Below are 26,506 nucleotides of genomic sequence, written 5' to 3'. Positions count from 1 at the left end.
CGTTGTTCGTGAGTTTCGACCGCACGCTGTTGCTCACAGTGACACACTGGATGTGCTTCGTAGCCGAGGAGCGTCCCCCATGCCTCCGTCGAAGGTCGATCTGTACGCCGCGATCCGCCGGGACGCCCGCGCGGGGATGTCGGGCCGTGCGATCGAGAAGAAGTACCGGGTTGGCCGGCGGACGATCGTCAAGGCCCTGGCGTCTGCGTGGCCTGAGCCGCGGAAACAGTTGCCGCCGCGGGCCTCGAAGCTGGACCCGTTCAAGCCGGCGATCGATGAGATGCTGAAGGCGGATCTGGACGCGCCGCGCAAGCAGCGGCACACCGTCACGCGGATCTGGCACCGGCTGATGGACGAGCACGGGATGGCGGATGTGTCCTATCCCGTGGTCCGGGCCTACGTCGCCGAGCGGAAGCCGCAGGTCAGGGCGGAGGCCGGCCGCGGGCCGGCCGAGGTGTTCGTGCGGCAGTCGCACCGGCCGGGGGATGAGGCGGAAGTCGACTTCGGGGAGGTCGTGGTCCGGCTGGCCGGGGAAGACGTGAAGTGCTTCCTGTTCTGCCTGCGGCTGTCGTTTTCCGGCAAGGCGGTGCACCGGGTCTCGCTGTCGGGTGGCCAGGAGGCGTTCTTCGAGGGCCACGAGCACGCGTTGCGCGTCCTGGGCGGGGTGCCGACCGGGAAGATCCGCTATGACAACCTCAAGTCCGCGGTCGCGCAGGTGATCGGGTTCAGCCGTTCCCGGGTGGAGACCGACCGGTGGACCGCGTTTCGCTCACACTGGGGCCTTGACGCCTTCTACTGCCAGCCCGGCATCGAAGGCGCCCATGAGAAAGGCGGGGTGGAAGGGCAGATCGGCTGGTTCCGCCGCAATCACCTGGTCCCCGTCCCGGACGTGCCGTCCCTTCAGGCTCTCAACGCGATGATCGATGAGTGGGATGCCGCCGATGAGGCCCGGCGGATCGGCGGCCGGGCGCGGACCGTCGGAGAGTTCCTGGAGCTTGAGAGGCCGCTGTTGCGGCCACTGCCGGAGGAACCGTTTGAGACCGGCCGCTGGCTCACGCCTTGGGTGGACAGGTTCGCGCAGGTCACGGTCCGGACCAATAAGTACTCGGTGCCGGTCCGGCTGATCGGACGCCGGGTCCGGGTGCTGCTGCACGCCTCGGACCTGGTTATTTACGACGGGCGCGCGGAGGCCGCCCGCCATGAGCGGCTGCCCGGCAAGTCCGGCGCCCGCCTCGACCTGGACCACTATCTGGAGGCGCTGGTCCGCAAGCCGGGCGCGCTGCCCGGGTCGACCGCGCTGGAGCAGGCCCGCGCCGCCGGGAAGTTCACCCCGGTCCACGACGCCTGGTGGGCCGCCGCCCGTAAGACCCACGGTGACGCTGTCGGCACTCGGGCACTGGTCGAGGTCCTGCTGCTGCACCGCCATATGGACGGCGAGCACATCGTTGCCGGTCTCGCCGCCGCGCTGCGAGCAGGGGCGCTGACCGCGGACGCGGTCGCGCTGGAGGCCCGCAAGGCTGCCGACGAGGCCGACGGCCAGCCAGCCGCAGACGACACGCCGTCCGTCCCGTCTGTGGTCGCGTCCCTGACTGCCCGCCGCCTGGAGAAGCTGCCGACCGACACCCGCCCGCTGCCGTCGGTCGCTGCCTACGACCAGCTGCTCCGCCGCAACCGCACCCCACGGGAAGGAACCGCCAGCCCATGACCGCCAAGCCCCGCCGCGGACTGACCGAGCAGGCCGCCGACGCCGCCGTCGACCAGGCCTGCCGGATGCTGCGCCTGCCCACGATCCGCGCCCAGTTCCCCGAGCTGGCCGAGGCCGCCGCCCGCGAGCAGATGTCCTACCGTGGCTTCCTCGCCGAACTGCTCATGGCCGAGTGCGACGACCGCGCCCGCCGCCGCTCCGAACGCCGTATCAAGGCCGCCGGGTTCCCCCGGGAGAAATCGCTGCGCTCCTTCGACTTCGACGCCAACCCGGGCATCGACCCCGCCGTCATCAACACCTTCGCCACCTGCGACTGGGTCAAGAAGGGGCTCCCGCTCTGCCTGATCGGCGATTCGGGCACCGGCAAGTCCCACCTGCTCATCGCGCTGGGCACCGAGGCCGCCATGGCCGGCTACCGCGTCCGCTACACCCTGGCCACCAAACTCGTCAACGAGCTCGTCGAGGCCGCCGACGACAAGCAACTCTCCAAGACCATCGCGCGATACGGCCGCGTCGACCTGCTCTGCGTCGACGAACTCGGCTACATGGAACTCGACCGCCGTGGCGCCGAGCTGCTCTTCCAGGTCCTCACCGAACGAGAGGAAAAAGCCAGCGTCGCCATCGCCTCCAACGAGGGCTTCAGCGGCTGGACCAAGACCTTCACCGACCCCCGCCTCTGCGCCGCCATCGTCGACCGCCTCACCTTCGGCGGCAACATCATCGAGACCGGCACCGACTCCTACCGCCTCGCCCAAACCCGCGCAGCCCAGCAGAACTGACCACCGGCCCAGGTCATGCCCCAGACCTGCCTCGACACCGCCGCCGCCATCGAGCTCGCCGAGCTCCTGCAGTGGAACTGCTGTCAATAGGCGAGGGCTCTATCGTGGCTGACGACGCAGTCCCCGCTGGGAGGAACACAACACCACCGTGACCGCATCCGACAAGGCCACCCGGCTGGTCCAGATCGCCGCCGAGGCCGCGGCCGAGAACATCATCACCCACGCAGCGCAGCGCGTACGCGCCGGGGAGGGCCAGTGACGGCGGGAGGCGGATCGCGCAAGATCGTCCTGTGGCGGCATGGCCAGACGACATGGAATGTCCAACGCCGCTTCCAAGGCACGACCGACATTCCGCTGGACGCCGTCGGCACCGAACAGGCCGCCCGCGCCGCCCGGCTTCTCGCCGCCCTACGCCCCACCGCGATCGTCTCCTCCCCGCTGCAACGCGCCGCGGCCACCGCCCGAGCCCTCGCCGAGGTCACCGGACTCACCGTCACCCACGATCCCGATCTCATCGAACGCAACGGCGGCGTCTGGGAAGGACTCACCAACCACGAGATCCGCACCCGCTACCCCGACGAACGCGCCAGCTGGCAACCCCCCGGCGGCGAAACCGGCGAACAGGTCGCGAAACGCTTCAACGCCGCCCTCGAACGCGCCCTGGAACACATCCCCGATGGAGGCCTCCTCGTCGTCGTATCCCACGGCGCCGCCATACGCATCGGCATGCTGCACTGGCTCGGCTTCCCAGAGGAACTCTGGAGCCGAAGACCTGGCCCCATCCGGCTTCGCGGCTGGTCAGCAGGATGGAGCCTTTCTCGTATCGTTTGGAGATCATCGAGGAGACCAGGCTGGCTTCGTCTCGGGCGAGCGGTAATTAGCCGCCGCGTCGGGCTGTCCAATGGCTGCTGGTCCATCCTCGAAGAAGGCCGCAAAGGCTGGCGGCTCGTCGAACACAACGCCGGCACCCTGCCCGAACCCGTCCTCAGCGACGACCAGACCGAGAGCGCCGCCTGACGATTACCGGCACCAGCGCTTCCAGATCATCGCTTGACGAATCCCATAAGGACACCCCCGCCCGCAGACCCGCAAGCCGCCAAAGTGCGGTCACTTCTCGCGAACATTGATCATGCTTCCGGCCACCAAGTGCGGTCAAAACTCACAAGCAAGTGCGGTCAATTCCCGCGAACAAAACCATCCAGGTCATTGGGCAAGGGTAGAGCTCAACGCCGCTCGGGAAATTCCTGAGACGCAGCGGCGTGAGGCGCGCTCTGATCATTTCATCGTGCCCGATCCAGCGGTTGTGGCCGGCCAACGCATCGTCGTGCTGGAGGACACCTGGGTTCAAGGCGGTCATTCGCAGTCCGCAGCCGCCGCGCTCCTACTCGCGGGAGCTTCGGAGGTGACCGTCGTGGTGGTCGCACGCCGCATTCGACCCGATTTCCGGTCGTCGCTGCTGGAAGCGTCCCTTCAGCGGATTCTCACTGATCGGGAGTACTCGTTGGACATTTGCCCCATCACGGGCAGCGGTTGCCATTGGCGACATCCTGCGGTCGAGCTGTAGCGCAACGGTAGCCGTCCCCTCGAACTGCTCGTCGAGCCCGTTCCGCGGTGCTACCGAATCGCCGGTATCCACACTCGGGGGAAGCCCCGTAGAACCGTAGCTCCGGGCGCTAGCGGCCGATTTTCCGGGTATGCCGACGACGATGATCGCGGAACGGATCGGCTGGCAACGGTCGGTGACTGTCCTCAATGGAGTGTGTCCAGCGGCTGCGGCTTCTGAGGCTTGCGTCGACGAGTTCGCGGGTGAAGCCCAGCGCGCGGCCACTCTCCTAACTACAAGCCATTTTTAGTTTGACGTACTGGATCTACGTCAAACTAAAAATTTCTGTTAGGACCGCCTAGACTGGCGCTATGAGGTCACGGGAAGACACGCCTCGTGTGCGGCTCTGGCGACGGGCAGCGCACCAACGCGGCTACTTCACCGCAAGCCAGGCCCTTGAGGACGGCTACTCCTACCAGTCGCAGTACTTCCAGGTCCGCCACGGTCACTGGACGCGCATCGATCGCGCTGTCTATCGCTTTCGGGAGTTCGTCGATCTCCCTCCAAGCGAACATGATCATCTCGTACGCTGGGCGCTGTGGAGCCAGGGACGCGCGGTCGTCTCCCATGCCACCGCACTGGCTGTTCACGATCTGGGCATCGCCAATCCTGCCCGGATCCATCTGACGGTTCCGCCCGATTTCCGTCGGCGACATTCCTCGGTGATCCTCCACCGAGCGGAGCTGACGCGTGACGAGGTGGAGGAGCATGAGGGAGTTCGGGTGACCAGACCCGTACGCGCGATCGTGGAAACCGCGACGGATGGCGTGGATCAGGATGTGATCGACTCTGCGGTCGCTGAGCTGCTCGATCGTGGTGCCGCGACCAAGGGACAACTTCTGAGGGCCGCACAGCAAGTCGGCTCGAGGGCCGAACTCGCGGTGGAGCGAGCCATTCGCGCGGGGCTCACATGAGCCGCTATGCGACCTCGGTGGATCTCCGACGCGCCCTGGAGGCCCGGCTCAAGTGCCAGGCCGACGAAAGCGGAACTGACCTCAGTCGTCTGCGAAGGGTCGCGGTATTCGACCGGATCTGCGCCAGGCTATCGATCGTCGAACGCCGCTGGGTGCTCAAGGGCGGCACTTCCCTGGAATTTCGTCTGGGCGGCCGAGCGCGGGCCACGAAGGACCTCGATCTTGCGCTTTGGAACGGTCCACATGATGGTGAGGTCCTGCGCGAGGAACTGATCGAGACCCTGTCGATCGACGTCGATCGGGATGGTTTCGTATTTTCCGTTGGGCGGCCCAACATGTTGGACGCGGATGCGGCTGGACGACCTGGCTGGCGGTTCTCCGTTGACAGTGCTCTCGCAGGTAAGAGCTTCTCCCAGATCCGGCTGGACATCGTGCTGCGTGGCGAGGAGCTTGCGGCGACCGAGCTGATTCCGCTGCCCGGCGTGCTTGCGTTCGCCGACATTCCGCCACGCATGATCGACTCAGTTGATCGTCGCCAGCATTTCGCCGAGAAGTTGCACGCGCTCACCCGGAACTACGACTCTCGGCCCAATACCAGGGTGAAGGATCTCGTCGATCTGATCTTGTTGATCGAGGACGGCCTCCCCGCCGACCGCGGGCTGCTCGACGTGGTGAACCACGTGTTCGCTGTGCGAGCCACCCATGCGGTTCCTGTGCTCATCCCCGATCCACCTCCCGTCTGGAAGAGCGACTACCCCAAGCTCGCTGAGGACCTCACGCGCGCAAGCCCGGATCTCGCCAACGCGCTTGACCTGCTTCGCGCCCACTGGACTCGGACGCAAGCCCTCAGCGAAGAGCCCTGACTGGATGATCAACCTGCCCGCCTCCGCGCGAGACAAGCCCCAGGCCACAAGCTGGCACCCCAATTGCGCACAAACCTCGCAGACCTGAGAGCGTAGGTTGCGCACGATGGTGACCGGCCAAAACATGAAGGCTCCTCTGGTTGTGGCCGTTCGGCGCCCGTCTTCTTGACACATCGCTGTCACGATCATTGTGACGGATGGTCAAGTTTCGCTCATTCTCTGTTATGGTCACTTCTTGCCCCGATTTTGGGACAACCTTTACCTAAGGAGGACCATGAGGAACACTCCGAGAATCGTCGCTGTCACCACGGCTCTCGCGGCGGTCACGGCTCCCTTGCTGGCGCTCTCGTCTCCGGCGATGGCCGAGCAGCCCGCCAAGACCGTCCAGTCTGCCCAGAACCTGCCGCTGAGCTGGCTCTCCCTCCAGGGGCTCACCGAAAACGCTCACTTGCAGCGCATCAAGCAGTTGCTGGGAACGGGTTACGTTCCCTCGGCGTTGAGCGTGACCAACGCGGCCAACCCGGAGTACACCTCCGTATGGGTCAAGGACGCCACCCGCAAGGTGAACGTCTTGCAGGACCTGTCGGTCACCGACCTGCCGAAGCGCATCACCGAACAGCAGGCGCTGGGTTTCCAGCCCACCATGATCACTGGTACGGGTACGGGCACGGGCGCCATCTTCGCGGCGGTCTTCGAGAAGACCACGCGCAAGCTCCAGTCCAAGACCAACCTGACCAAGGAAGCCTTGGTGACCGTCAACGCCCAGCTCGGCGCCGCCGGTTACCAGATTTCCTCGCTGGACGTGTACGGCACCGCCGAGAAGCCGCTCTACACGGCCGTTTGGGCTGCCGGGGCCGTCACGGGAACTCTTCAGGTGACCGCCGGCCAGACTGTGGAGCAGCGCGGCAGGGAGCTCCTGGCACGGGCGAAGCAGGGTCTGGGTCCGGTCGCCATGGCGGTCGAGCCCGGCAAGCTTTACACCACCGTGTGGGGCAAGGTGGCCAACCCGACCGGTCTGAAGGAGTACCTGCAGCTGTCCAGCGTGACGTACAAGCTCAAGTCCCTTGAGCTGAAGGGACTGGGCTACCACCCCATCATCACGAACGTCGAGGACAACGTCTACGCGGGGATCTGGAGCAAGAACTAGGCGTTCGGTCGCCCGCCGCTGTCGGTGGTGGCGTCGAGTTCGCCCACCAGGCGGTCGCCGTACAGGATCGGCAGCGCGCAGTATCTCCAGACGAATGGCCCGACGCGATGCGCGGGCCATTCGTCATGTAGCGGGCCACCCGCTTGACGCGCGTTCCGCGTCGCCTTCCATCGCTCTATCAAGTGCGCTCTTCAAACGCGAGTGCTATCGCAGTTGGTCGCGGCGGCGGGTGAGGTAGGCGGTCTCGCCGGTGTTGCCGGCCAGCTCGATGGCCCGGTCGTAGGCCGCGCGTGACTGCTGGCTTCGGCCCAGCCGGCGCAGCAGGTCGGCGCGGGCGGCGTGGTAGGCGTGATAGCCGGCCAACGCCTCGGCGAGGCGGTCCACGATGGCCAGCGCCACCTCCGGCCCGTCGAGCTCGGCCACGGCGATGGCCCGGTTGAGGGCGATGATCGGCGAGGGGTCGAGACGGACGAGCTGGTCGTAGAGGGCGAGGATTTGCGACCAGTCGGTGTCGCGGATGTCGCGGGCGGAGGTGTGCACCGCGTTGATCGCCGCGAGGATCTGATAGCGGCCCGGGGCCACTCCGGCGGCGGCAGCGGCCAGGCGCTCGCGCACCAGCCGATGACCTTCGGCGATCAGTTTCGTGTCCCAGGCGCCGCGGTCCTGCTCGGCCAGGGGGACCAGTTCGCCGCCGGCCGAGACCCGGGCGGGGCGGCGGGCCTCGATGAGCAGCATCAGCGCCAGCAGCCCGGCCACTTCTCCGTCCTGCGGCAGGAGCACGCGGATCAGGCGGGTGAGCCGGATCGCCTCGGTGGTCAGGTCGTGTCGTACGGGATCGGTGTCGGGGCCGCTGGCCAGGTAGCCCTCGTTGAAGACGAGGAACAGGACGGCCAGGACACCGGAGACACGAGCTGGCAGATCGTCGGCGGACGGCATCCGATAGGGGATGCGAGCCGCCTTGATCTTGGCCTTCGCGCGGGTGATCCGCTGCTCCAAGGTGGTCCGCTGCGCCAGGAAGGCACGGGCGATCTCGGGCACGGTGAGACCGCCGACCATCCGCAGCGTCAACGCCACGCGCGCTTCCACCGCCAGCGCCGGGTGACAGCAGGTGAAGATCAGCCGGAGCCGGTCGTCGTCGATGGCGCCCAGCGGCTGGGGCGGGTCGGCGTCGTACACCATCTGGGCCTCCTTGTGCTTGTCGTCGCGTTTGTTCTCGCGCCGGATCCGGTCGATGGCCTTGCGGTTGGCGGTGGTGGTCAGCCAGGCGCCGGGGTTGGGGGGCAGGCCGTCGGCCCGCCACCGCTCGACGGCGGTCGTGAACGCCTCGGCCGCCGCCTCCTCGGCGATGTCGAGGTCGCCGAAGCGCCTGGTCAGCGTGGCCACCACCCGCGCCCACTCGTCGTGGTGGGCCCGGGTGATCGCCTCCTCGATGTCGCTCACTGGAACGGACGCACCTCGATCTTCCGATCGCAGACCTTCGACGCCTCGGCGGCGAGCTTGAGCGCCACATCCAGATCGGGGGCCTCCCACACCCAGACGCCGGCGAGGTACTCCTTCGACTCCACGAAAGGACCGTCGCTGAACACCGGCTGCTCGCCCCGGTTGTCGATGACCGTGGCGGCGTCGGTGTCCGCGAGTCCGCCCGCGAAAACCCAGTAGCCCTCGGCGATCAGTCGTTCGTTGAACGCGCTGATGGCCGGCTGCCTGTCCGTGCTGCCGGGATTGCTCTTGTCATCGATCACGGAAACCAGGTAACGCATCTGAAGATCATCTCCTGTGGTGTCAGGACAGCGTGGTTCGAGGCCGTTGGCGCCGCCCCTTGCGGGCGGCCTCACCCCTGCTACGAATACCACCGGCCCGATCCGACACCTCCTCCCGGACTTCTTCGCAGAATTTTCCGGGAAGTCGGCCGCCGATGTCGGCCACGGTACTAGCGCATCAGCCAGGCCTGGTCGGCGGAGTTCCGGCAGGGCCACTGGATGATCCATTTGCCCGGCTTGCGTTCGGCCTTGCCGACCGCCAGGCACATGTCGGTGGCTCGGTTGCGCAGTCGCTGGTGCTCGTCGTAGATCCACTCTTGCTCGGTTCCGCCGTCGGTGCAGGGCCACTGGATCGCGTACTTGCCCTTGACCTGGACGCCGCGTGCGATCGCCAGGCACATGCCGGTCTTGGCGTTGATGACCTTGCCCTTGCGGTAGATCCACTGCTGGTCCTTGTTGGTGGAGCAGGTCCACTGGATGACCTTCTTGCCGGCCCGTACTTCGCTCTTGCCTACGGCCAGGCAGAGTTCGGTGGCGGCGTTCATCAGGCGCGACCTGCTCGCACTGCTCGCCGCCGAGGCGGGGGCGGCGGTCAGGGACAGCGCCATGGCGGCTGTCGTGGCGATGGCGAAAAGCTTCTTGGGGGTGGCATCCATGTCGACGACCTTCCTGAGAGGTGTTGATCGCTATGACGCGCACAATTCCCGTTTTGTTGGGAGATCCGGTAGTTCTCAGGATTGAGCGCAGGTCGCGGGACAGAACTTGGCCTCGGGGTAGCGCGAGGACGGCCCGTCCAGGAGGGGCTGTCGCCGCCCCTTCAAGTGCTGGTCGAGGAAGGCCGCCACGTACGTACGGGTGAGTTCGGCGGCACGGGTCGCGGGCAGGATGCCGGGGAGGGGCTTGATGCCGAGGGCGTCCGACAGCAGCGGTGTGTCGGTGAAGGACTGGTGTTCGGCGCCCGTCAGCACGATCCAGCGCTTCCATCCGGTGAGCAGCTTCCAGTCGCGGTCCCACGTGGGGGCGGGGCCTCCGGAGACGTGCTGCGCCGAACCCAGGAACATGAACGGCCGGGAGAACCCGCTCTTGGGGATCCGCGCGTACGCGGTGCCGTCCATGTCGACCCCGGCCCGCACGCGGGGGTCTTCGAGCATGGTCGCCATGGCGCTGGATCCGCCGATCGACTGACCGACCATCGCGATGCGAGAGCGGTCGGTCCGGTCGGAACCGTCCCACTTCGCGGGCAGTTGGTCGAGCACGAAGGAGACGTCGGTGGCCCGGCCCTGGACCAGCCCGGCACCGAAGCCGGGGTCGGAGTTGCTGTCGCAGGCGAGGCACTCGGCGACCCGCCCGTCGGGGAAGGTGGTGGCGTAGCTTTCGTAGGTGTGGTCGATCCCGGCCACGACGTACCCGCGGCTGGCCAGGTCCTCGGCCAGGGAGGTGAGGGTGCTCATCGGCTTGGTGAAGCCGGGTGAGAGCACCACCAGTGGCAGCCTCTTTCCTGTGGGTTCGGCGTCCTCGATGGCGTTCGTCCGGGTCTTGCTCAGCGTGTCGTACGGCGCGCTCGCGATCTTGGAGCCTTTCAGGAGAAGTTCCGATTCCTTGGGTGTCATGTACGACGCGCGCTGCCCGTCGTGTCGCGCGGTCGGATACCACAGGGTGACCTTGAGCTCTCTGGCTTTGGCGTCGAGGTTCCAGGGGTCGGGGCGGGAGCCGTCCTTCAGGTACAAGGCGGTGGTGCCGATCGAGTGGGAGCCGGTGGGGGCGGGCAGGGTGGCGGGGCCGGTCGGCGTGGCCGAGGGGGCGGCGGATCGGGGCGGCGCGGGCGCGGAGCAGGCGGACGTGGCGAGGATGGCCAATCCTGCGGCGACGGCCAGGATCTGTCTCATAGAGGTCCCTTCAGGAGAGTCAGGGCCTTGGCCATGGCGGGGTCGCGCCCGGCGGCCGCGTCCTCGGGCCTCAGGGGCACGTAGTGGTCGGGCGGCACTCCGATCCGGTCGATGACCTCGCGGTTCGGCCCCAGGTGGTGTGTGGCGGGAAGGCTCAGCAGGGTGTTGTCGCGGAGGCGGTACGCCTGCGCCGGGCCGGAGATCACACCGGCGGTCCGCGTCCCGACCAACCGGCCGAGACGCAGGTCCTTGACGGCGGAGCTGAAGTGCTCGCAGGCCGAGGCGCAGCCGCGGTCGGTGAGCACCATCAGCGGCAGGTTGAGCAGCTGGACGGTGTCGTCGGTACGCGAGGCCGCGCACGTGCCGGCCACAGTGCAGTGGTAGGCGGTGACCTTGCCGTGGACGAACGCGCTCAGCAGCCGGGTCGCCTCCACGGGGCTGCCGTCACTGTTGCCGCGCAGGTCCAGCACGACGCCGGACAGCGTACGGCCCTTTCGCAGACTGGAGATCGCCCGCAGGACCCGGTCCGCGGAGTCGGGTACGAATTCGGTCACGCGTACGTAGGCGATGTCGTCGTTCAGCAGTTTCGACCGCACCACTCGCAGGTCGGTCGGGTCCCGCTGGTAGAGGCCGGGCTTGAGCGTCATGCTCCAGCGGCGGCCGGTGCTCTGGCGCAGGAGCCGCAGCCGGACCGGGCGCGCCTCCGGATACCGGGGGTAGAGGGCGGCTATCGCGGGGGTGGCCCTGCCGTCGATGAAGGGCGCCGATCCGTTGATCGATTCGATGATGTCGCCGGGGCGCAGCCCGGCGGCCCGCGCCGCGCCACCGAGCACGGTGGTGATGAACAGCGGCGGTACGGCGACGCCGAGGTTGCCGTCGGTCTGCGAAGCGTCGACGTTCGCCGCGAGACCCAAGCCGTAGCCGTCGCCGTCGTAGTAGTCCGGCGACTGTTTGACGTCGTGCGTCCAGCCGGCCTGGTCGTCGCCGAGGGCGGCCACGATGGCTTCGAGGGTGACGACGGCCAGCCGATCTCGCAGGTCAGGAACCTGATCGGTGATCTTCTGGTAGGCGGTCTTGAAAGCGGCCCAGTCGGTTTTCCTGTCGCCGGTCAGCACCGGCATGGCAGCCCCGGGCAGGTCGCGCCCATCGCGATCGAGCTCCTGGGTCAAGGCGGTGAATCCGGCGGTCAGCAGCGCGCGGGCGTCCAGCGTGGCGCCGCTGTAGTAGTTGCCGAGGACGCAGAAGTAGGCCTGCTCGATGACGTCGATCGTGGTGGGCGTCTCCACCTCGGGGGGTCCCTGGGGCGGCGCGCAGACCGTACCCGCCGTCGTGCCCGACGCGCCGCGCGGCGGCGCCGGCGCCGTACAGGCCGTCGCCAGGAGGAGGGCGAGTCCGGCGGCCGCGATCCTGGCGGTCATGACACCCGCCGGAAGGAGAGCCAGGTGAGGCCGAGGGTGAGCAGGGCGTAGATCCCGGTCTCGATCCACTGGAAGGGCCAGAAGCGCTCCAAGGGCTGGTAGGTCGCCTGTTGCCGGTAGCCGAGCCGGTTGAGCTCCGCTACGCACGCGTCCCTGCCCTGTGCTCCTGCTGGTGCGCAGGGCCCCGACGTCGTGGAGACCGGAATGGACCGCGCGATCGTCGAGGAGGGCCCGGAGGCTCCATCGGCGCCGACGACGGTACGTCCGGAGGGATCGAGGAGTTCGCTGGACAGGACCCAGGCGCCCGCGTGGCCGGGAACGGCCGACGTACTCAGGAAGATCTGTATGCCGCCTTCCTGCCCTTGCGGTACGAGGCCGTTGACGTTCGTCCGGCCGAGCTCGAAGGTCGAGGTGACCGGGGTCATCAGGTGGGGCCGGACCAGCAGCGGCATGGCCAGCTGGATCGCCGCGAAAGCGACCAGGGTGAGGGCCATCGCGGGCAGCGTGCGGCGTACCAGCACGCCCACGGTCACGCCGAGGACGAAGGCGAAGGCCGCGTACCCGATCGGGGCGATGCCGCGCGCGCTGAACACCAGGGGCGACATCTGGGCCATCTCCGGAACGGCGGACTTGTCCAGCGGGTCGGACCACCAGGTCACGACGAGGCCGCACACGCCGGCGGCGGCCATGGCCGCCAGGCCGATGAGCCCGAGCTTGACCGCCAGCCAGCGGCCGCGGGTGACGCTCTGGTTCCACACCAGCAGGTGCGTGCCCGCCTCCAGTTCGCGGGTGATCAGCGGCGCTCCCCAGAAGAGCCCGACCAGGGCCGGCAGGATCAGCACGAAGAGGGTGAGGGCCAGGAAGGGGATCTGGTACTCGTCGAAGAAGCGGTTGAAGAAGTCGTCGCAGGTGTCGTCCGGGGTGCAGCCCACGATCCCGGCGGCGTAGCGGGAGGCCAGATCCGGGCCGGTCAGGGCCAGTACGGCGGTGAGTAAGGCGAGTACGGCGGCCGTCATCGCGGCCGAGCCGCGCAGTTGCCGCCAGGTCAGCCAGATCATCGCGATACCTCCAGGGCGACACCGGCGGTGCGCTTGTCCAGGTAGGCCAGGACGACGTCCTCCAGGCCGAGCCGGCTGATCGTGTAAGCGGGATCGTGGATCGGCGCTTCGGCACGGATCACGAATGTGCTCTGCTCATCGGTGTGCCGGGCGGAGACCACGTGCTCGCCGACGGGCAGCCGGTGAGGGCCGGTGAGCCGGTGATGGGTGGCCAGCAGGTGATCGGTCTTCCCGGCGATCTGGACGTGGGAGTCGACGAGCACGATCAGGTAGTCGCAGACCCGTTCCAGGTCGGAGACCAGATGAGAGGAGAGCACCACGCTCAGCTTGTGCTCGACGGCGGCCTCCATCAGCCCCCGCATGAACTCGTGCCGGGCCAGTGGGTCGAGCGCGGCCGCGGGCTCGTCCAGGATCAGCAGCTCGGGCCGTTTGGCCAGGCCCAGGGTGAGGGCGAGCTGAGCGCGCTGGCCGCCCGACAGCTTGCCCGCCTTCTGGGCGGGATCGAGCCCGAGCCGCGCGAGGCGTTCCTGTGCCAGGCCGTCGTCCCAGCGGGGGTTGAGCCGCGCTCCTAACCGCAGGTGTTCGGCGACGGTCAGGCCCGCGTACACGGGGGTCTCCTGGGCGACGAACCCGACCTTGGCCAGCTGCGCCGGCGTGTCGCCCGGCCGGCCGCCGAGCACGGTGATGCCGCCCGCGGTCGGTTCGAGCTGGCCGCAGGCCAGCTTCAGCAGTGTGGACTTGCCGGCTCCGTTGGGACCGACCAGCCCCACGATGTGGCCCGCCGGGATGTCGATGGTGCACTCGCGCAGCGCCCAGCGTTTGCCGTATTTCTTGCCCAACGCCTGGGCCCGCAGGACAGTCGTCACGCTATGTCCTCCTGTATAGAGGCAGCGCCTCGATCGTCGGGGCGCGGCTGTGCCGGGAACGAAACTAGGCACTGCTCATGCCGGTGCGCTTCGGCCGCGATATCGGGATCACCTCCCGCCTGAGAACGAGACGTCGCCAGGTCATCCCTGCGATCTAGTCCCGAAGACCGTGAAACCCATCACGACGGCCGATGCACGACGAACAGGGCGCGCGTGACAATGTGCCGGTGGAAATCGGTGAACGACGGCCGTGGTGGCGGCATGTGCTCGCCCTGTACAGCCGGCGCGGTGCCCGGGACACGCCGGTGCTGTCTCGTCGAGCCCTCGCCGCCGACGTGGCGGTCGCTGTCGTCCTCACGGTCATCGCGGTGGCCGTATCGGCGAAACTTCCGGCGATCGGCCCTGTCGCGAATCAGCCCGAAGTGATCGAGCACTTGCGGCTCCGACCTGTCCCCCCGCTACCTCCCGGTGCCCTGTTCACCGGTCGGTTGTCGTCCCACGAGGCGCCCGCTTTCCTTGTGGCGCTGACGGCGTTGCCGCTGGCGGCGCGGCGCCGGTACCCGCTCATCACCTTCTGGGTGGTCCTGGCGGCGGCGCGGGCCACACACGAGGACGCGACCTGGATCACCGTGCTGACCTGCGCTATCGCCGCGTACGGTGCCGCCGCCCACAGCCGTCACCGAATCCTGGCGGTGGGCGGCCTCGTGTGCGCGGCCGGGCTCGCCGGTGCCGGGTTCGGGGACCTCGCGCCCGCGCTACCGGGCTGGATGGGGCCGTTCCTCGTCCTGCTGGGCGTCGGCGCCCTCGGGTGCTTCATCCGTTTCTGGCAGCGACAGCTGGGAGCCAGCCGGCACCGGCTCACTGAGCTGCGGCAGGAACAGGCGGACGCCATGCGCAGAGCTGTCACCGAGGAGCGCTCCCGGATCGCCGCCGAGCTCCACGATGTCGTGACCCACAATGTCAACGTGATGGTGATCCAGGCCGGCGCGGCCCGCAGCGTGATGGACGTGGAGCCGGAGCAGTCGAAGCAGGCGCTGCTCGCGATCGAGTCCGGCGGCCGGGCCGCCATGGCCGAACTGCGCCATGTCATGGGCCTGCTCGCCGGCCCGGGCGGCGAACGCCTCGACGGGCCGTCCGACGGGCTCGAACCCCAACCCGGGCTCGAACAGCTCGACGGCCTGGTGGAACGAGTCCGAGCGGCAGGGGTGCCGGTGCGCATCGAGGTGTCGCCACCTGGGCCATTGCCTCCGGGGATCGACCTCGCCGCCTACCGCGTCGTACAGGAAGCCCTCACCAACACGATCAAGCACGCGCCCGGGGCCGCCGCGTCCGTGACGATCGGTCATGACGGCGACTGGCTGGAGATCGAGGTGAGCGACACCGGTGGGACACCCGTCGCCGGGCCGCGGACCGGCGACGGCAGAGGGCTGATCGGGTTGCGCGAGCGGCTCGCCGTCTACGGCGGAACCCTGGACGCCGGACGGACGACCGGGGGCGGATTCCGGATCAAGGCCCGCGTCCCGTGGAGGACCGCATGACCGAGCGGTTGCGCGCCGTCATCGCCGACGACCAGGCGCTGGTACGCACGGGATTCCGCATGATCCTCACCGCCAACGGCATCGAAGTGGCGGCCGAGGCCGCCAACGGGGACGAAGCCGTCGCCGCGGTCCGCCGTACCAGGCCCGACGTCGTGCTCATGGACATCCGGATGCCGCAGATGGACGGCCTCGAGGCAACTCGGCGGATCCTCGCGGGCGGTGCCGAGGGCACCCGCGTGCTGATCCTTACCACCTACGACCTCGACCACTACGTGTACGCCGCGCTCGCCGCCGGGGCCAGCGGGTTCCTGCTCAAGGACGTCTCACCCGAACACCTGGTGGCCGCGGTACGTCTGGTGCGCTCCGGCGACGCCCTGCTCGCGCCCACCATCACCCGCCGCCTGGTCGAGCGTTTCGCCCGCCGAGACGAGGCGAAACCTGCCCTCCACCGCGATCTGGCCGAGCTGACACCTCGGGAACTGGAGGTGCTGCGCCTGCTCGCCACCGGCCTGAGCAACGCCGAACTCGCCGACCGGCTGACCCTCAGCGTGGCCACGGTGAAGACGCACGTCGCGAGCGTCCTGTCCAAGCTTGATCTGCGCGACCGAGTCCAGGCCGTGGTGGTCGCCTACGAGACCGGTCTGGTCTCTCCCGGCGGTAGCGGCTGACCACGCAGATCGTTTGACAGCGGATCCGTACGCCAATCGGTGTACCGCTGCGGCCATCGAGAGGCGGATGCCGGAGCGGACCGTGCCTACAAGACTCCGGATATGCAGAGACGAACGGCATGGCTGATGTTCATCGTGGCGATCATCGTCAGCCTGGTTCTCACCTATCCGTACCTGGGTCTCGATATCGACAACAGCCGCCTCGACGTCGGCGACAGCCTGCACTATTACGTTCTGGTGGGCCATATCTTCACCGCCGCGGTCGCACTGGTGCTCGGCCCTCTGCAGTTCATCCCTCAGGTACGGGCGCGCAGGCGGATCCATCGAACGCTCGGCCGGGTCTATCTTCTGGCCGGGGTGCTGCCGTCCGCGGTGGCCACGATCCCGGTCGCGTTGTGGTCCGGCCGCCTCATGACGCAGATCGGCCTCACCACCGCGGCCGTGCTGTGGTTGATCACCGGTGGCCTCGCATACCGGGCGGCCCGTCGGCGCGACTTCATCAGCCACCGGAACTGGATGATGCGCAACTACGCGCTGACGTTCCTCGCGGTCACGTCGCGCGTCCTTGTCCCCCTGTTACTGCTGATCCAGATCCCCTTCGGGGGAGCTGAGGCGGGATCGATAGGAGAAGTCGCGACCTCGATGATTCCGGTCGGTCAGACCCTGGGCTGGGTCATTAATCTGATCGTGGTCGAAGGCATCATCAGGCGGCACCGTTTGTCCCGCCTGTGGCAACGAGCCTGAATGCTGTGGGTGCCTGGGGTGCGATCGGGCATCGTATCCGCAGGTCAGTACTGCATGATGGCTGGGATGGCGGTTTCGCGAAGGGAGTGACGGTGAGCTTCGATCTAGCCTTTTGGTGTCAGAAGTCAGTTCCTACCGCAGAGGAGGCCGCTCAGATTTACGACCAATTGGCGGACGGACTCTCGGGTGTCGTCGAAGCGAGTTCGGCTGTTGAGGATTTTCACAAGGCCGTGATCTCTGTGTTTCCAGATCTAGCTGAGGAGAATATGGACGAGTCGCCGTGGACCTCTCCTCTCTATGTCACCAGCGAGTGTGTGATAGCGACTATCTCCTGGTCGCGTGCCGGTGAAGTCTCCTCGGTTCTGCTTGATTTGGCATCAAGGTATCGGCTGACCACGTATGACCCACAGGAGCAAGTGGTTTACGGAATTACTGGAGAGGCTTCAAGCGGCTGCGAAGTACGCACGGCAGTCGGTGCTCCTGTGCCACGGCACGCGGCGCTTGACGGCGGCAGTTGACGACAATGTCGGCGGATGGAGGCGCCCGCCTCGAGGTCGTCTCCGTTGTTGCGGATCGACTCGTCGTCCGCGGGGCTTGGGTCATCGGAATTCTTGGAGTCGTACTGCGATCTGACGTCTGGCTCTGATCTCGCGAGAGATCTCGAAATCCTTCATACACGCCCGGCTGCCGGATCTCGGCGACGGCGGCGCGCGAACTCAACGTACCTGCTGGCTTGGCCGTTGTTCAGACCGTCCAGGTCGCGATCGACGCGCTCGTCAGTCCCCAGGCGGTGCCCTTCTGGTGTGCCATGCTGGATCACCGGTAGTTTGATGGTGGAGACGCGCTTGGCCCGCCTCGGAGCGGCCGTTGTTCTGATTTCAGGCTATGGACGCACCGCGCGTTAAAGAGGAGCGAAGGATGTCCGGAGTTCTGAAACCTGTCTCGTGGCAAGATGGCTGGGTATCGCATCCATTGTACGCGGAAAGAATGCCGTTCTATTTGCGAACCTTGCAGATCTCCGACAAGGCTGAAGATCTCGACAATGCGCGCTTCGGTATCGATCATGCTGTCGCTCTAGGGCATCGGCTCTATGTAGGTGCATATCATGCTATTCCAGCACTACTTGAATTGCTGGCAACTTGCCCGCCGAAAGCAAGGATAAGAATATACGACGTTCTGACGGAGATCGCGCTGTCAGAACCCGCTGAGCCGGAACCGCGAGTCATCGATGACAAAAGCGGTGCAGAGATTCGGCTGACTTCTGGCTGCCATGGTCGGCTAAAGGCGGCAATGCCGCAGGCCTGGGAGGATATTGCAAGTACGGATGAAGCCATGATCTTTGCGGCGATGGACTTCATCGCCTTCGTGGACGACGATAAAGATCGATTCATTCATCATCTCAAAGCTTCCCTTTCTCGATATGGCGTCAGATGCCGCGAGAACGCGCAAGGGTGGCTTGAAGAGTATGATAACTAGTCGGGGTCTACATCAGGTCGTCGAACTCGCCCGCCATAATTCCACGGCGGAATGCTGCGAACTCGCTACGAGTGAAGTACAGCTTGGGGCCGTCGGGGTCCTTGGAGTCGCGTACTGCGATCAGGGGTCCCAAGCCGGCCTTGTGTCCGGCTCCCATCGCCTCATATTCTGCCTCATCATGGTCTTCGTCCAATGTCGCCACTTCGATGCAATTGCCGCCCGTGCCATTGGAAAAGCTTGACTTGCGCCACGTCATACGGGAACGGTCCGCCGGATCCTTGTCTGTCCCGTGCTTCACTACGTTCCTCCTGTTACCCGCTCGATCAGGCGTCGGGTTTGATCGGGTCCCAGCGCTCGTGCACGAAGGTGATCGAATAGCCGATTGTAGGCATCTACGTCATCTGGCTCTTCGAGGTAGATACCACCCCTCCAGTACTCAAGGTACACGACATCTGGATCCGACAGCCTTGGGAACTTCAGGATGCTGAAACCTCCGTTCATAGCCGGATGGGCCCCGCTGTCGAAGGCAAGTATCTGGATGTTGATGAAGTTCTGTGACGACAGCTCAAGAAGTCGCTGAAGTTGACGACGCATGACGCCTTCGTCGCCCACGTCTCGCCGGATGACGGCCTCATTCAGCACCATCCACATCTCGGGTGGCTTCGCAGAGCCTAGACGTTCTTGCCGTTTCATCCGGATTGAGAGATTGTTGGTCAGCTCCTCCTCGGGAGGCAGGGTCGGCTCTGCGTTGATGACAGCACGCGCGTACTCCTCCGTCTGGAACAGGCCGGGTACGTACTCGCTCTCATAGCCGGCGATCGAGGACGCGTCCTCTTCAAGACCCACGTAACTTTGGAAGTACTCGGGGATCGTGTCGGACATCTTGTCCCACCAGCCGCGTTTCCGCGCATCACGGGCCAGTTGAAGGAGTATCTCCTTCGTGTGATCCGGCACTCCGTAGATCTCCAGCATCATGGTCACGTCAGTTATGCGCGCACTGGTCTGGGCTCCTTCTATGCGAGTGATTGTCGGCGGCGAACATCCGAGCCGTTCTGCGACTACCTCGCGGGACATGCCTCTTTCCTTGCGCAAACTACGCAAGATGGCTGCCAGGCGACGCTGGCGAGCTGACGGGCTGCGCTGAGCGGCCATTCCACCTCCGTGAGTACGCCAAGTCTCCTAGGTCGATCTTGGTTCCACAACTTGTACTAAGTGCATTCTGCGATATCTCTTGCACTGAGAGTTATGGACCATGCACACTCTGCGTGGAAAGCATTGGCATTACCTCGGGTGTGGCCTGGCCTTTTCGTTGCCGAGTGGGGTGCTTTGTCGATCCCAAGGGTCAGTTCTATCAGGGTGAACTAAGTACAGATTCGTTCTGATTGAGTCCGATACTCGAAGGGCAGGTCGAGCGATGCGACGTACGCGGAAGCAAGACGACGGGACGCGATCGAGCCCAACGCCGAGTCAGGAGCAGCAACAGTTCCTCTACCTGGCTCGGCTGGCATGGGCTCCGAGAGTGCGAGGGCTGGCCGTTTCGGTTCAGCTACCACGACATGCCGAACCGTGTATCTCTGTCCGGCGAGCGTCGGGGCTGTTGCTCGTACGGGCCGCGCTACAAGGCGAGCAGTGGGTCTTCACATGGGGGCGTGGGCGTGATCGGTGGGTGGACGTGCTTGACGAAAGCGCGCCCGAACGAGTGTGGGAGGTTGCGCGGTGAGCGATCACGCCCTGGTGAAGGTGACGCTTCCAGGCGTCGTACGTTCGGTGCCCCTGGCTCGTCGCTGGGTCGCGGACGCGCTGACGGCGGCCGGGCATCGTGAGACGGACGGTGTGCGGCTCATCACGAGCGAGTTGGTGGGGAATGCGGTGCTGCACACCAGGACGGGACGGCCTGGCGGAGTGGTCATGGTGACGGTCTTCGAGGTCGGTGACGCGCTGGCCAGAGTCGAGGTGCTCGACGAAGGGGCGTTGACCGTGCCAAAGCCGCGAGAACCCGACGACGGTGACTGCCACGGGCGAGGGCTGTGGCTGGTCCAGCAGACCTCGGTCCGGTGGGGGACGCGCACTGTGGCCCTGCGATGGAATTTGGTGTGGGCGGAGGTGGCCACGCTGGAGGCTGACGGTGCGTCGGAGCTTTTGGGTATGGGTGAAGACCCTGGCGAGAGGAGCAAGCGAGGTTCGTCGACCAACGTCGGCCCTTGACGATCAGATCGGTTGGGTGCCCGGTGGGCAGTGAGGGGGTGCTCAGGACGTGTTCACCGAAAGGGTGCGGCCGTGGGCGGGGCCTTCCACGGCGTCCACATAGGCGCGCGCGACGTCCGCCGCCGGCACACCAGCGGCCGGATCCATGCCCAGACCGAGGAGGGTCTCGCGCACCCAGCCGGGACTGACGGTGTTCAGGCGGACCCCTCGCGGCATCTCGATCGCGGCAGCGTGGACGAACGCCTCCAAGCCCGAGTTGACCAGATACCCGAGCGAACTCCCCGGGACAGGTTCCACGAACCGTCCGCTGGTGAGCGTGACGGATCCGCCGTCCCCTACGTGAGTGAGCGCTCGCCGGACCAGGTTCACCTGTCCGATCAGCTTCCCTTCGAGCCCGCTGCCCCAGAAGTCCGCGTCCGAGCGCGTGTCCAGCGGTGCCAGGCCGCCGCTCGCCGCGCAGCACACCACTGCGTCCACCGGACCGACCTGCGAGAACAGGGCGTCGATCGACGGAGTATCGGTCATGTCCACGCGGACTGGGCCTCGGCGCGACGCGCGCACCACCTCGTGGTGGCGCGCATCCAACGCCTCGGCGACCGCACTTCCGATGATCCCTGTCGCACCGATCACAATGATCTTCACTGTTTCTCCCGTTCCGTCTGGAGCGAACCGGTAACCAGACTGCGGCCGACGGTGAGCCCCATCCAGCCCTCCGCCGGGGGTACACCTGGCAGGTGCAGGCTCCACGGCCGCTGGTCCGTGACACTGGGGGATATGGACGTACATGGTGAACTGGGCGAATTCCTGCGGTCGAGGCGGGCGCGGCTGCGGCCCGAGGACGCCGGGCTTCCCACGTTCGGGGGACGCCGCCGGGTGCCCGGCCTGCGGCGTGAGGAGCTGGCTCAGCTCGCCGGGGTGAGTGCCGGCTACTACACCCGCCTCGAACAGGGCCAGAGCCCCAACGCCTCCGACGCCGTGCTCGACGCCGTCTCCCGGGTCCTGCGCCTGGACGAGGCCGAACGCGCCCACCTCTACTCACTGGCCCGGCCGAAGGCGAGGACCCGGCGCCGGGCGGTCAAGCCTGAGCGGGTACGGCCAGGCGTACAAATCATGATCGACTCGCTAAAGGACGTACCCGCGCTGGTCATGGGGCGCTTCCTCGACGTCCTCGCGTGGAACCCGATGGCGCACGCGCTGCTGGCCGGGCACCTCGACTTCGACGCGCCGAGCCGGCCCGCCGAACGCCCCAACATCGCCCGTATGCTGTTCCTCGACCCCCACATGCGCGAGCTGTACGGCGATTGGCCGCGCAAGGCGCGCTCCACCGTCGCCGACCTGCGGCTGATCGCGGGCCGCTATCCCGGTGCCCCGGGCCTGACCGGCCTCGTAGGCGAGCTGACGGTCGGGAGCCCGGAGTTCGCGAAACTGTGGGCCGCGCATTCCGTCGGCGACTGCGGCACCGACACACGCACCTACCACCACCCCATGGTGGGCACCATGGCGCTCATGGCCGAGTTCATGACCCTGCCGAATGACGAAGGCCAGCGCGTGGCCGTGTTCAATGCCGAACCGGGCTCACCGTCCGAGGCCGCCCTTCGGCTGCTCCAAGCCGCAGACTGGTAAAGCTCGTCGAACGGTTACGGCTTCTGCCCGGCCCGGTCGACGACGCCCACGACGGTGCGCGTGTACACCTGCCAGACGGTTCCCTTCTCGATGCTCCACTCCACGCGCGAGGGAGCCGGAACGGACTTGCCGTCCTTGATGGTGAACCTCTTGACTCCCGGCTGCGGATATCGCTCCTCGTGATCCGCCACCGCGGTCTCGCGCCTGCCTCGGAAGGCGTACGTCGACGGGTCCAGCAGGATCTCGCGGTTGAGCCACTTCTCGGAGACGCGAGAGACCGACAGCGCCGGACGGCCCTCGTCATCCACCGCCGATTCGTTCACCGTCACACCGGGGATCTTGGCCATCGCCTTGAAGATGGCGGCCTCCTGGGCCGGCGGGGGGATGTTCTGGCTCAGGGTCACGCCGAGCCGCAGGAAGATCCAGTCGTCCTGATCTCCGCCCCGCACAGCGTGGATCTTGCGGAACTTGGCCAGCAGTCTGTCAGGGTCGGTGGGCAGCGCGGCCACCATCGAGTAGGTGTTCTCCGGCGTCCGCTCCCCGGGGTTGGTGGTCATCAGCTTGCCACGCACCATGTAGCCGACCCGCTTGCCGTCGGCTCGCGTCCAGAACTCGCGGATCTTGCTCGTCAACGGCGTCCGCGGCGTGAGCCGCTTGCCCCGGATGTCCTTGTCATGGCTCCGCAGGCGCATCTCGGTGTAGATCCATTGATCGTCGCGTGGCGGTGTGAAGTCCTTCTTCTGTACGGTCGCCGCGATCCTGGTGAGCACCACCTGCGCGTTGGCGGCCGGGAGCGCCGGCTCTCCTCCTCCGCCTCCTCCCACGGACTGGAACACGGTCGCCCCCGTCGCGATCACCACCGCCGAGGCGGCCACCGCCAGCGCCCGCATCGCCCACCTGCGCTTGGGGCGGGGCCTGGCGGCTCGCGCCATGAGGGCGGCCCTGGCCGCTGACTGCGTGGCGGGCGAGGGAGGCTTCGGGCGGTCCCAGACCTCGCGCAGCGTCTCCAAGTCGTTCATGATTCGTCCTCTCCCAGTACGGCCTGGATCTTCCTGCGGGCCCTGTGCAGCCGTGAGCGTGCCGTTCCCGCCGGAATGCCGAGCGCGCTGCCCGCCTCCTCAGAGGTCAGCTCGGCCCAGGCGATCAGGAGCAGCACATCTCTGTCGCCGTCGGCGATCTCGGCCAGGGCCTGGGCGAGCCGGGATTTGCGCGCGCCCGCGTCCACCACTCCGGCGACTCGGTCGGCGTGGTCTTCCATGGGGCTTTCCGTGCCCGCCTTGGCCAGCGCCCGATATCGACGTACTTCGGCGCGGCGGTGCCGGGCGATGAGGTTGGAGGTTATGCCGTACAGCCAGGGCCGCGCGTCAGGACGTGCGAGGTCGTAGCCGGTGCGTTTGTCGAAGGCGATGAGAAACGTCTCCGCGGCGATGTCGTCGGCTAAGGCGCTGTCCAGCCTGCGTGCGGCGTAGTCGTGGATCTCGGGGTAGTAGCGGTCGAAGATGGCGGAGAAGCGTTCGGGCTCTCCCCACGACTGTTCGATGATCACGGCGTCGCCTACCTGCGCGGGCAGCGCCCGTGACATCGCGGTCACCTCTCGGTCCTTGGGTTCACACCTTTCCTTCACCGATCGAGCGGGAAGTGTTCACGACCGGCGCAGAGCGGCTTTGACGAAGGCTTGTAACAGTGGGTCATGATGTGTGACCATCAGCGACATGCTTCACAAGAACACCGCTGTAACGCCGCGCGAGGTCCTCGACCGGATCGCCGGGAAGTACGCGATCCAGATCCTCGTGGCGGCGTCAGACGGGCCGGTCAGGTTCACCGACTTGGAACGACGCATCGAGGGCATCAGCCGCCGGATGCTCACCCTGACCCTGCGCGCTCTCGAACGTGACGGCCTGCTCGAACGTACGGTCTACGCCACCGTCCCGCCCATGGTCGAGTACGCGGCCACCCCCATGGCGTTGGAGCTCCACGAGGCGATGTTGACCTTCACCAACTGGTCGATCAGGCACAGCGCGAGCGTGGCGGAGTCCCGCGAGCGCTACGACGCCCGCCACGCGGCCGCCGGCTGACGAGCTAAGCGGGCGTCTCCGCCTGCTCGGCCGAGGTCGAGGCCGAGGCCGATGCCGGTTCCCGAGGGGGCAGGCGCCGGATCAGCCGGCCGATGGAGGCGATGAGCAGCGGGACCAGCAGGACGCCGATGAGGATCGGTGAGGCCATGTACCGGAAGTCCTGGGCGGAGATGTTGGCCAGGATGGCGAGTTGCTGCCCCACCACCGGCGCCGCCACGGCGATCACATAGCGGTTGCGTTGCGCCAGCGCGCCCAGGGCCACGGCCAGATAGGACAGATAGCACCAGAACGCGCCTCGCCACAGCAGCCAGTCATACTGCGGCTGCATGGCGGTGGCCAGCCACGAGCTCGCCCTCTGGTAGAGGTCCTGCGACATCGGCCTGAGCGAGTAGACCCACCGGCCCTGGAAGTCGGGCACCTTGTTGGGTCCCACGTAGGTGTCGGCGTTGGGGCGGAGCGAGAACCGGTAGGTGCTCCCGCCAGGGACCGTGTCGTCCCCGAACAGCTTCCAGGCGATCGCGCCCCGGCACAGCCTGGCGTCGACCACCATCGCGGGCTGTTCGAGGAGCAGGCGTTTCCAGAGGTCCAGCAGCTCAGTGGCGTGCGCGTCGGCCTGCGGCCAGCTGAAATTACGCCGCCAGATCAGCGGGTTGATCGTGTAGCAGTTGCCGCCCTCGGTCCACCTGGTCAGGGGCGCGACGGCCGTCATGAGGGCCTTGTCCTGCTCGGTGAACAGCTCCGGATGGTCCCGGTACGCGACGGCGATGTCGCCGAAGGCCGTGTGGTAGACGTAGGTCTTCGACGGGGCCGCGATGCCGAACTGGGGGAAGAGCAGGTTGTTGAGCAGCAGCGGGATGGCCGCCGCCACGGTGCCGACCAGCGCCAGCCGTACGCGCATGGCCGAGACGACCACGAGCAGCACGACGATGGCGACGCCCACGATGAGGAAGCCGTTCGCCCGGAACAGCCCCAGGGCGGTCATCAGCAGGCCCAGCCCGAGCAGTCTGCGGTAGGTGACGGTACGGTCGGCGGCCATCGCGGCGCAGGCGGCCGCGATCGCGACCGCGCAGATCGTGAACGGCACGTCCTTCCAGAGCGTGACCGTGAACGCGCCGGCCGTGGGCACCAGCGGCAGGAGCACGGCCACCACTGTCGTCGACCTGCGCGGCGCGCCAAGGTTCTTGAGCGCTTCCGTCAGGTAGGTGAGCGCCGCCGCCATGGCCGTGGTCTGCACGAACGTGACCGCGCCGAGGTCACCGGTGGTCCTGAAGCTGAGCCACAGCAGCGAGTCGTAGAGGACCGAGTGGTCGCCCACCCAGGGACCGACGAGCGTATGGCTTAGGTAGAGGACCGAATCGCGGCTGAACAGCCCGGGATAGAACGCCGCCCACCAGCAGGCGAGAACGGCCTGAATAGCGACGAACGTCCCGAGTGGCACCCATCGCCGGCGCTTGGCGATTTCGATCTGCATGGCTCCCGATCCAGGCGGTTCAGGGGTAACTCACCCCGGCTTCCATCCCCTTGCCGCGCTCCAGCGTCGGCACGGTGACGAGGTGGTAGCCGCGCTTCTTGAGCTCCTTGATGATCGCCGGCATGGCTTGTACGGTCTGCGGCACCACGTCATGCATGAGTATCACGCCGTCGCGCTTGGCCAACCTGAACACGGCCGCCTTGATTTTCGCCACGTTACGCAGCTTCCAGTCGAGCGTCGTACCGGTCCACAGCACCTGCGAGAGGTTCTGCGACCCCGCCAGGCCCAGCACCCGGTCGTCGGTGGCCCCGTACGGCGGGCGGAACATCTTCGGCAGCGTCCCCGTCTGCTCCTTGATGAGTTCCTGGGTGTTCTGGATCTCGGCCAGGATCTCGTTGTCGAGCAGGGTGGGCAGCGACGGATGCGAATAGGTGTGGTTGCCGATGGCATGGCCTTCGGCGGCTTCCCGTCTGACGATGCTCGGATATTTCTCCACCTGCTTGCCGACCAGGAAGAAGGTGGCTTTGACACGTTCCTTTTTGAGCAGGTCGAGCAGCTTCGGCGTATGGACGCTCGGGCCGTCGTCGAAGGTCAGGGCCAGACATTTGACCCTGCCGCAATCGATCTCCGCGTGAGCGCTCGTCGCGGGGAGTGACGTCAGCGCTAAAGACGCCGCAAGTATGCCGTGAATCACCACATGCGCTAGC

Annotated in this window: 29 protein-coding genes; 15 read left to right on the top strand and 14 right to left on the bottom strand. The window is 66.8% G+C overall.

Annotated elements, in window-relative coordinates; genetic code table 11:
• The first annotated feature begins 79 nt into the window (after positions 1-79).
• The 7 genes from istA to ACQP2T_RS54640 all read left to right on the top strand — a co-directional run bounded on the left by istA (position 80) and on the right by ACQP2T_RS54640 (position 7,011).
• Positions 80-1,705: an IS21 family transposase gene (istA, locus tag ACQP2T_RS54670; protein ID WP_433512672.1), complete on the top strand. Its 1,626-nt coding sequence runs from the start codon at positions 80-82 to the stop codon at positions 1,703-1,705.
• Positions 1,702-2,484: an IS21-like element helper ATPase IstB gene (istB, locus tag ACQP2T_RS54665; protein WP_433512671.1), complete on the top strand. Its 783-nt coding sequence runs from the start codon at positions 1,702-1,704 to the stop codon at positions 2,482-2,484. The genes istA and istB overlap by 4 nt, the downstream gene beginning before the upstream one ends.
• Positions 2,485-2,739: 255 nt before the next feature.
• A complete protein-coding gene (locus tag ACQP2T_RS54660; RefSeq protein WP_433512670.1) occupies positions 2,740-3,501 on the top strand; it encodes a histidine phosphatase family protein in 762 nt (253 codons plus the stop codon).
• A 112-nt stretch (positions 3,502-3,613) separates the two neighbouring features.
• On the top strand, positions 3,614-4,048 hold the full coding sequence (locus ACQP2T_RS54655; RefSeq protein WP_433512669.1) for a hypothetical protein: 435 nt from the start codon (positions 3,614-3,616) through the stop codon (positions 4,046-4,048).
• Between the two features lie 350 nt (positions 4,049-4,398).
• Entirely contained in the window at positions 4,399-5,001 is a 603-nt protein-coding gene (locus ACQP2T_RS54650) for a type IV toxin-antitoxin system AbiEi family antitoxin domain-containing protein (protein WP_433512668.1), read from the top strand.
• Entirely contained in the window at positions 4,998-5,864 is an 867-nt protein-coding gene (locus ACQP2T_RS54645; RefSeq protein ID WP_433512667.1) for a nucleotidyl transferase AbiEii/AbiGii toxin family protein, read from the top strand. The genes ACQP2T_RS54650 and ACQP2T_RS54645 overlap by 4 nt, the downstream gene beginning before the upstream one ends.
• 274 nt (positions 5,865-6,138) lie before the next feature.
• Complete coding sequence (locus ACQP2T_RS54640; protein ID WP_433512666.1) at positions 6,139-7,011, top strand: hypothetical protein; 873 nt, start codon at positions 6,139-6,141, stop codon at positions 7,009-7,011.
• Between the two features lie 204 nt (positions 7,012-7,215).
• Here the strand turns inward: ACQP2T_RS54640 and ACQP2T_RS54635 are convergent, their stop codons facing one another.
• The 7 genes from ACQP2T_RS54635 to ACQP2T_RS54605 all read right to left on the bottom strand — a co-directional run bounded on the left by ACQP2T_RS54635 (position 7,216) and on the right by ACQP2T_RS54605 (position 13,999).
• Entirely contained in the window at positions 7,216-8,451 is a 1,236-nt protein-coding gene (locus tag ACQP2T_RS54635) for an RNA polymerase sigma factor (RefSeq protein ID WP_433512665.1), read from the bottom strand.
• A complete protein-coding gene (locus ACQP2T_RS54630; RefSeq protein ID WP_433512664.1) occupies positions 8,448-8,771 on the bottom strand; it encodes a YciI family protein in 324 nt (107 codons plus the stop codon). The genes ACQP2T_RS54635 and ACQP2T_RS54630 overlap by 4 nt, the downstream gene beginning before the upstream one ends.
• Before the next feature lie 170 nt (positions 8,772-8,941).
• Positions 8,942-9,427: an RICIN domain-containing protein gene (locus ACQP2T_RS54625; RefSeq protein WP_433512663.1), complete on the bottom strand. Its 486-nt coding sequence runs from the start codon at positions 9,425-9,427 to the stop codon at positions 8,942-8,944.
• Positions 9,428-9,502: 75 nt separating this feature from the next.
• Positions 9,503-10,657, bottom strand: a complete 1,155-nt coding sequence (locus ACQP2T_RS54620; protein WP_433512662.1) for an alpha/beta hydrolase family protein — start codon at positions 10,655-10,657, stop codon at positions 9,503-9,505.
• On the bottom strand, positions 10,654-12,075 hold the full coding sequence (locus ACQP2T_RS54615; protein ID WP_433512661.1) for a S41 family peptidase: 1,422 nt from the start codon (positions 12,073-12,075) through the stop codon (positions 10,654-10,656). The genes ACQP2T_RS54620 and ACQP2T_RS54615 overlap by 4 nt, the downstream gene beginning before the upstream one ends.
• Entirely contained in the window at positions 12,072-13,133 is a 1,062-nt protein-coding gene (locus ACQP2T_RS54610) for an ABC transporter permease (protein ID WP_433512660.1), read from the bottom strand. Before ACQP2T_RS54610 ends, ACQP2T_RS54615 begins: the two co-directional genes overlap by 4 nt.
• Entirely contained in the window at positions 13,130-13,999 is an 870-nt protein-coding gene (locus ACQP2T_RS54605; protein WP_433512659.1) for an ABC transporter ATP-binding protein, read from the bottom strand. Before ACQP2T_RS54605 ends, ACQP2T_RS54610 begins: the two co-directional genes overlap by 4 nt.
• Before the next feature lie 227 nt (positions 14,000-14,226).
• On the opposite strand from ACQP2T_RS54605, the gene ACQP2T_RS54600 reads away from it, so the two are divergent.
• From ACQP2T_RS54600 to ACQP2T_RS54580, 5 genes are all read left to right on the top strand, one after another.
• Complete coding sequence (locus ACQP2T_RS54600) at positions 14,227-15,537, top strand: sensor histidine kinase (RefSeq protein ID WP_433512658.1); 1,311 nt, start codon at positions 14,227-14,229, stop codon at positions 15,535-15,537.
• Entirely contained in the window at positions 15,534-16,205 is a 672-nt protein-coding gene (locus ACQP2T_RS54595) for a response regulator (RefSeq protein ID WP_433512657.1), read from the top strand. Before ACQP2T_RS54600 ends, ACQP2T_RS54595 begins: the two co-directional genes overlap by 4 nt.
• Positions 16,206-16,331: 126 nt before the next feature.
• The gene (locus ACQP2T_RS54590) at positions 16,332-16,949 is read left to right on the top strand and encodes a DUF2306 domain-containing protein (protein WP_433512656.1); all 618 of its coding nucleotides are present in this window, start codon (positions 16,332-16,334) and stop codon (positions 16,947-16,949) included.
• Positions 16,950-17,041: 92 nt separating this feature from the next.
• Complete coding sequence (locus ACQP2T_RS54585; protein WP_433512655.1) at positions 17,042-17,467, top strand: hypothetical protein; 426 nt, start codon at positions 17,042-17,044, stop codon at positions 17,465-17,467.
• Positions 17,468-17,867: 400 nt separating this feature from the next.
• Positions 17,868-18,425 carry a hypothetical protein gene (locus tag ACQP2T_RS54580; protein WP_433512654.1) on the top strand — a complete coding sequence of 186 codons (558 nt, stop codon included), beginning with the start codon at positions 17,868-17,870 and terminating at the stop codon, positions 18,423-18,425.
• A 7-nt stretch (positions 18,426-18,432) separates the two neighbouring features.
• Here ACQP2T_RS54580 and ACQP2T_RS54575 read toward each other — a convergent pair whose 3' ends face one another.
• Both ACQP2T_RS54575 and ACQP2T_RS54570 read right to left on the bottom strand, forming a co-directional pair.
• Positions 18,433-18,681 carry a DUF397 domain-containing protein gene (locus ACQP2T_RS54575; RefSeq protein ID WP_433512653.1) on the bottom strand — a complete coding sequence of 83 codons (249 nt, stop codon included), beginning with the start codon at positions 18,679-18,681 and terminating at the stop codon, positions 18,433-18,435.
• A gap of 41 nt (positions 18,682-18,722) precedes the next feature.
• Positions 18,723-19,577 (bottom strand): helix-turn-helix domain-containing protein, encoded by an 855-nt coding sequence (locus ACQP2T_RS54570; RefSeq protein WP_433512652.1) that lies wholly within the window; start codon positions 19,575-19,577, stop codon positions 18,723-18,725.
• Between the two features lie 564 nt (positions 19,578-20,141).
• Here ACQP2T_RS54570 and ACQP2T_RS54565 point away from each other — a divergent pair.
• Complete coding sequence (locus tag ACQP2T_RS54565; RefSeq protein ID WP_433512651.1) at positions 20,142-20,630, top strand: ATP-binding protein; 489 nt, start codon at positions 20,142-20,144, stop codon at positions 20,628-20,630.
• Positions 20,631-20,672: 42 nt separating this feature from the next.
• On the opposite strand, the gene ACQP2T_RS54560 is transcribed toward ACQP2T_RS54565, so the two are convergent.
• Positions 20,673-21,272 (bottom strand): short chain dehydrogenase, encoded by a 600-nt coding sequence (locus tag ACQP2T_RS54560; protein ID WP_433512650.1) that lies wholly within the window; start codon positions 21,270-21,272, stop codon positions 20,673-20,675.
• A gap of 132 nt (positions 21,273-21,404) precedes the next feature.
• Between ACQP2T_RS54560 and ACQP2T_RS54555 the strand changes: the two genes are divergently transcribed.
• On the top strand, positions 21,405-22,253 hold the full coding sequence (locus ACQP2T_RS54555; RefSeq protein ID WP_433512649.1) for a helix-turn-helix transcriptional regulator: 849 nt from the start codon (positions 21,405-21,407) through the stop codon (positions 22,251-22,253).
• Positions 22,254-22,267: 14 nt separating this feature from the next.
• Here ACQP2T_RS54555 and ACQP2T_RS54550 read toward each other — a convergent pair whose 3' ends face one another.
• Complete coding sequence (locus tag ACQP2T_RS54550; RefSeq protein WP_433512648.1) at positions 22,268-23,272, bottom strand: CU044_5270 family protein; 1,005 nt, start codon at positions 23,270-23,272, stop codon at positions 22,268-22,270.
• Positions 23,269-23,835 (bottom strand): RNA polymerase sigma factor, encoded by a 567-nt coding sequence (locus ACQP2T_RS54545; RefSeq protein ID WP_433519958.1) that lies wholly within the window; start codon positions 23,833-23,835, stop codon positions 23,269-23,271. Before ACQP2T_RS54545 ends, ACQP2T_RS54550 begins: the two co-directional genes overlap by 4 nt.
• A 130-nt stretch (positions 23,836-23,965) precedes the next feature.
• Here ACQP2T_RS54545 and ACQP2T_RS54540 point away from each other — a divergent pair, with 130 nt between their 5' ends.
• Positions 23,966-24,328, top strand: a complete 363-nt coding sequence (locus ACQP2T_RS54540) for a winged helix-turn-helix transcriptional regulator (protein WP_433512647.1) — start codon at positions 23,966-23,968, stop codon at positions 24,326-24,328.
• A gap of 4 nt (positions 24,329-24,332) precedes the next feature.
• Here the strand turns inward: ACQP2T_RS54540 and ACQP2T_RS54535 are convergent, their stop codons facing one another.
• Together ACQP2T_RS54535 and ACQP2T_RS54530 are read right to left on the bottom strand one after the other, a co-directional pair.
• Positions 24,333-25,799, bottom strand: a complete 1,467-nt coding sequence (locus tag ACQP2T_RS54535) for a hypothetical protein (RefSeq protein WP_433512646.1) — start codon at positions 25,797-25,799, stop codon at positions 24,333-24,335.
• A gap of 19 nt (positions 25,800-25,818) precedes the next feature.
• Positions 25,819-26,496 (bottom strand): polysaccharide deacetylase family protein, encoded by a 678-nt coding sequence (locus tag ACQP2T_RS54530; protein WP_433512645.1) that lies wholly within the window; start codon positions 26,494-26,496, stop codon positions 25,819-25,821.
• Positions 26,497-26,506 lie beyond the last annotated feature (10 nt).

Origin of the sequence: Nonomuraea sp. CA-143628 (assembly GCF_050942315.1) — a bacterium.
GTDB lineage: Bacteria > Actinomycetota > Actinomycetes > Streptosporangiales > Streptosporangiaceae > Nonomuraea.
The sequence above is the reverse complement of the archived record's forward strand: the minus strand, read 5'-3'. Positions and strand labels throughout refer to the sequence as shown.

What these genes read in the sequence shown, in the direction of transcription:
- ACQP2T_RS54555 (WP_433512649.1), top strand. Translation starts at nt 21,405, where the DNA reads ATGGACGTACATGGTGAACTGGGCGAATTCCTGCGGTCGAGGCGGGCG.
- ACQP2T_RS54630 (WP_433512664.1), bottom strand. Translation starts at nt 8,771, where the DNA reads ATGCGTTACCTGGTTTCCGTGATCGATGACAAGAGCAATCCCGGCAGC.
- ACQP2T_RS54575 (WP_433512653.1), bottom strand. Translation starts at nt 18,681, where the DNA reads ATGACGTGGCGCAAGTCAAGCTTTTCCAATGGCACGGGCGGCAATTGC.
- ACQP2T_RS54570 (WP_433512652.1), bottom strand. Translation starts at nt 19,577, where the DNA reads ATGGCCGCTCAGCGCAGCCCGTCAGCTCGCCAGCGTCGCCTGGCAGCC.
- ACQP2T_RS54595 (WP_433512657.1), top strand. Translation starts at nt 15,534, where the DNA reads ATGACCGAGCGGTTGCGCGCCGTCATCGCCGACGACCAGGCGCTGGTA.
- ACQP2T_RS54615 (WP_433512661.1), bottom strand. Translation starts at nt 12,075, where the DNA reads ATGACCGCCAGGATCGCGGCCGCCGGACTCGCCCTCCTCCTGGCGACG.
- ACQP2T_RS54540 (WP_433512647.1), top strand. Translation starts at nt 23,966, where the DNA reads ATGCTTCACAAGAACACCGCTGTAACGCCGCGCGAGGTCCTCGACCGG.
- istA (WP_433512672.1), top strand. Translation starts at nt 80, where the DNA reads ATGCCTCCGTCGAAGGTCGATCTGTACGCCGCGATCCGCCGGGACGCC.
- ACQP2T_RS54655 (WP_433512669.1), top strand. Translation starts at nt 3,614, where the DNA reads ATGCTTCCGGCCACCAAGTGCGGTCAAAACTCACAAGCAAGTGCGGTC.
- ACQP2T_RS54645 (WP_433512667.1), top strand. Translation starts at nt 4,998, where the DNA reads ATGAGCCGCTATGCGACCTCGGTGGATCTCCGACGCGCCCTGGAGGCC.
- istB (WP_433512671.1), top strand. Translation starts at nt 1,702, where the DNA reads ATGACCGCCAAGCCCCGCCGCGGACTGACCGAGCAGGCCGCCGACGCC.
- ACQP2T_RS54640 (WP_433512666.1), top strand. Translation starts at nt 6,139, where the DNA reads ATGAGGAACACTCCGAGAATCGTCGCTGTCACCACGGCTCTCGCGGCG.
- ACQP2T_RS54550 (WP_433512648.1), bottom strand. Translation starts at nt 23,272, where the DNA reads ATGAACGACTTGGAGACGCTGCGCGAGGTCTGGGACCGCCCGAAGCCT.
- ACQP2T_RS54580 (WP_433512654.1), top strand. Translation starts at nt 17,868, where the DNA reads ATGTCCGGAGTTCTGAAACCTGTCTCGTGGCAAGATGGCTGGGTATCG.
- ACQP2T_RS54650 (WP_433512668.1), top strand. Translation starts at nt 4,399, where the DNA reads ATGAGGTCACGGGAAGACACGCCTCGTGTGCGGCTCTGGCGACGGGCA.
- ACQP2T_RS54610 (WP_433512660.1), bottom strand. Translation starts at nt 13,133, where the DNA reads ATGATCTGGCTGACCTGGCGGCAACTGCGCGGCTCGGCCGCGATGACG.
- ACQP2T_RS54545 (WP_433519958.1), bottom strand. Translation starts at nt 23,835, where the DNA reads ATGTCACGGGCGCTGCCCGCGCAGGTAGGCGACGCCGTGATCATCGAA.
- ACQP2T_RS54620 (WP_433512662.1), bottom strand. Translation starts at nt 10,657, where the DNA reads ATGAGACAGATCCTGGCCGTCGCCGCAGGATTGGCCATCCTCGCCACG.
- ACQP2T_RS54590 (WP_433512656.1), top strand. Translation starts at nt 16,332, where the DNA reads ATGTTCATCGTGGCGATCATCGTCAGCCTGGTTCTCACCTATCCGTAC.
- ACQP2T_RS54625 (WP_433512663.1), bottom strand. Translation starts at nt 9,427, where the DNA reads ATGGATGCCACCCCCAAGAAGCTTTTCGCCATCGCCACGACAGCCGCC.
- ACQP2T_RS54535 (WP_433512646.1), bottom strand. Translation starts at nt 25,799, where the DNA reads ATGCAGATCGAAATCGCCAAGCGCCGGCGATGGGTGCCACTCGGGACG.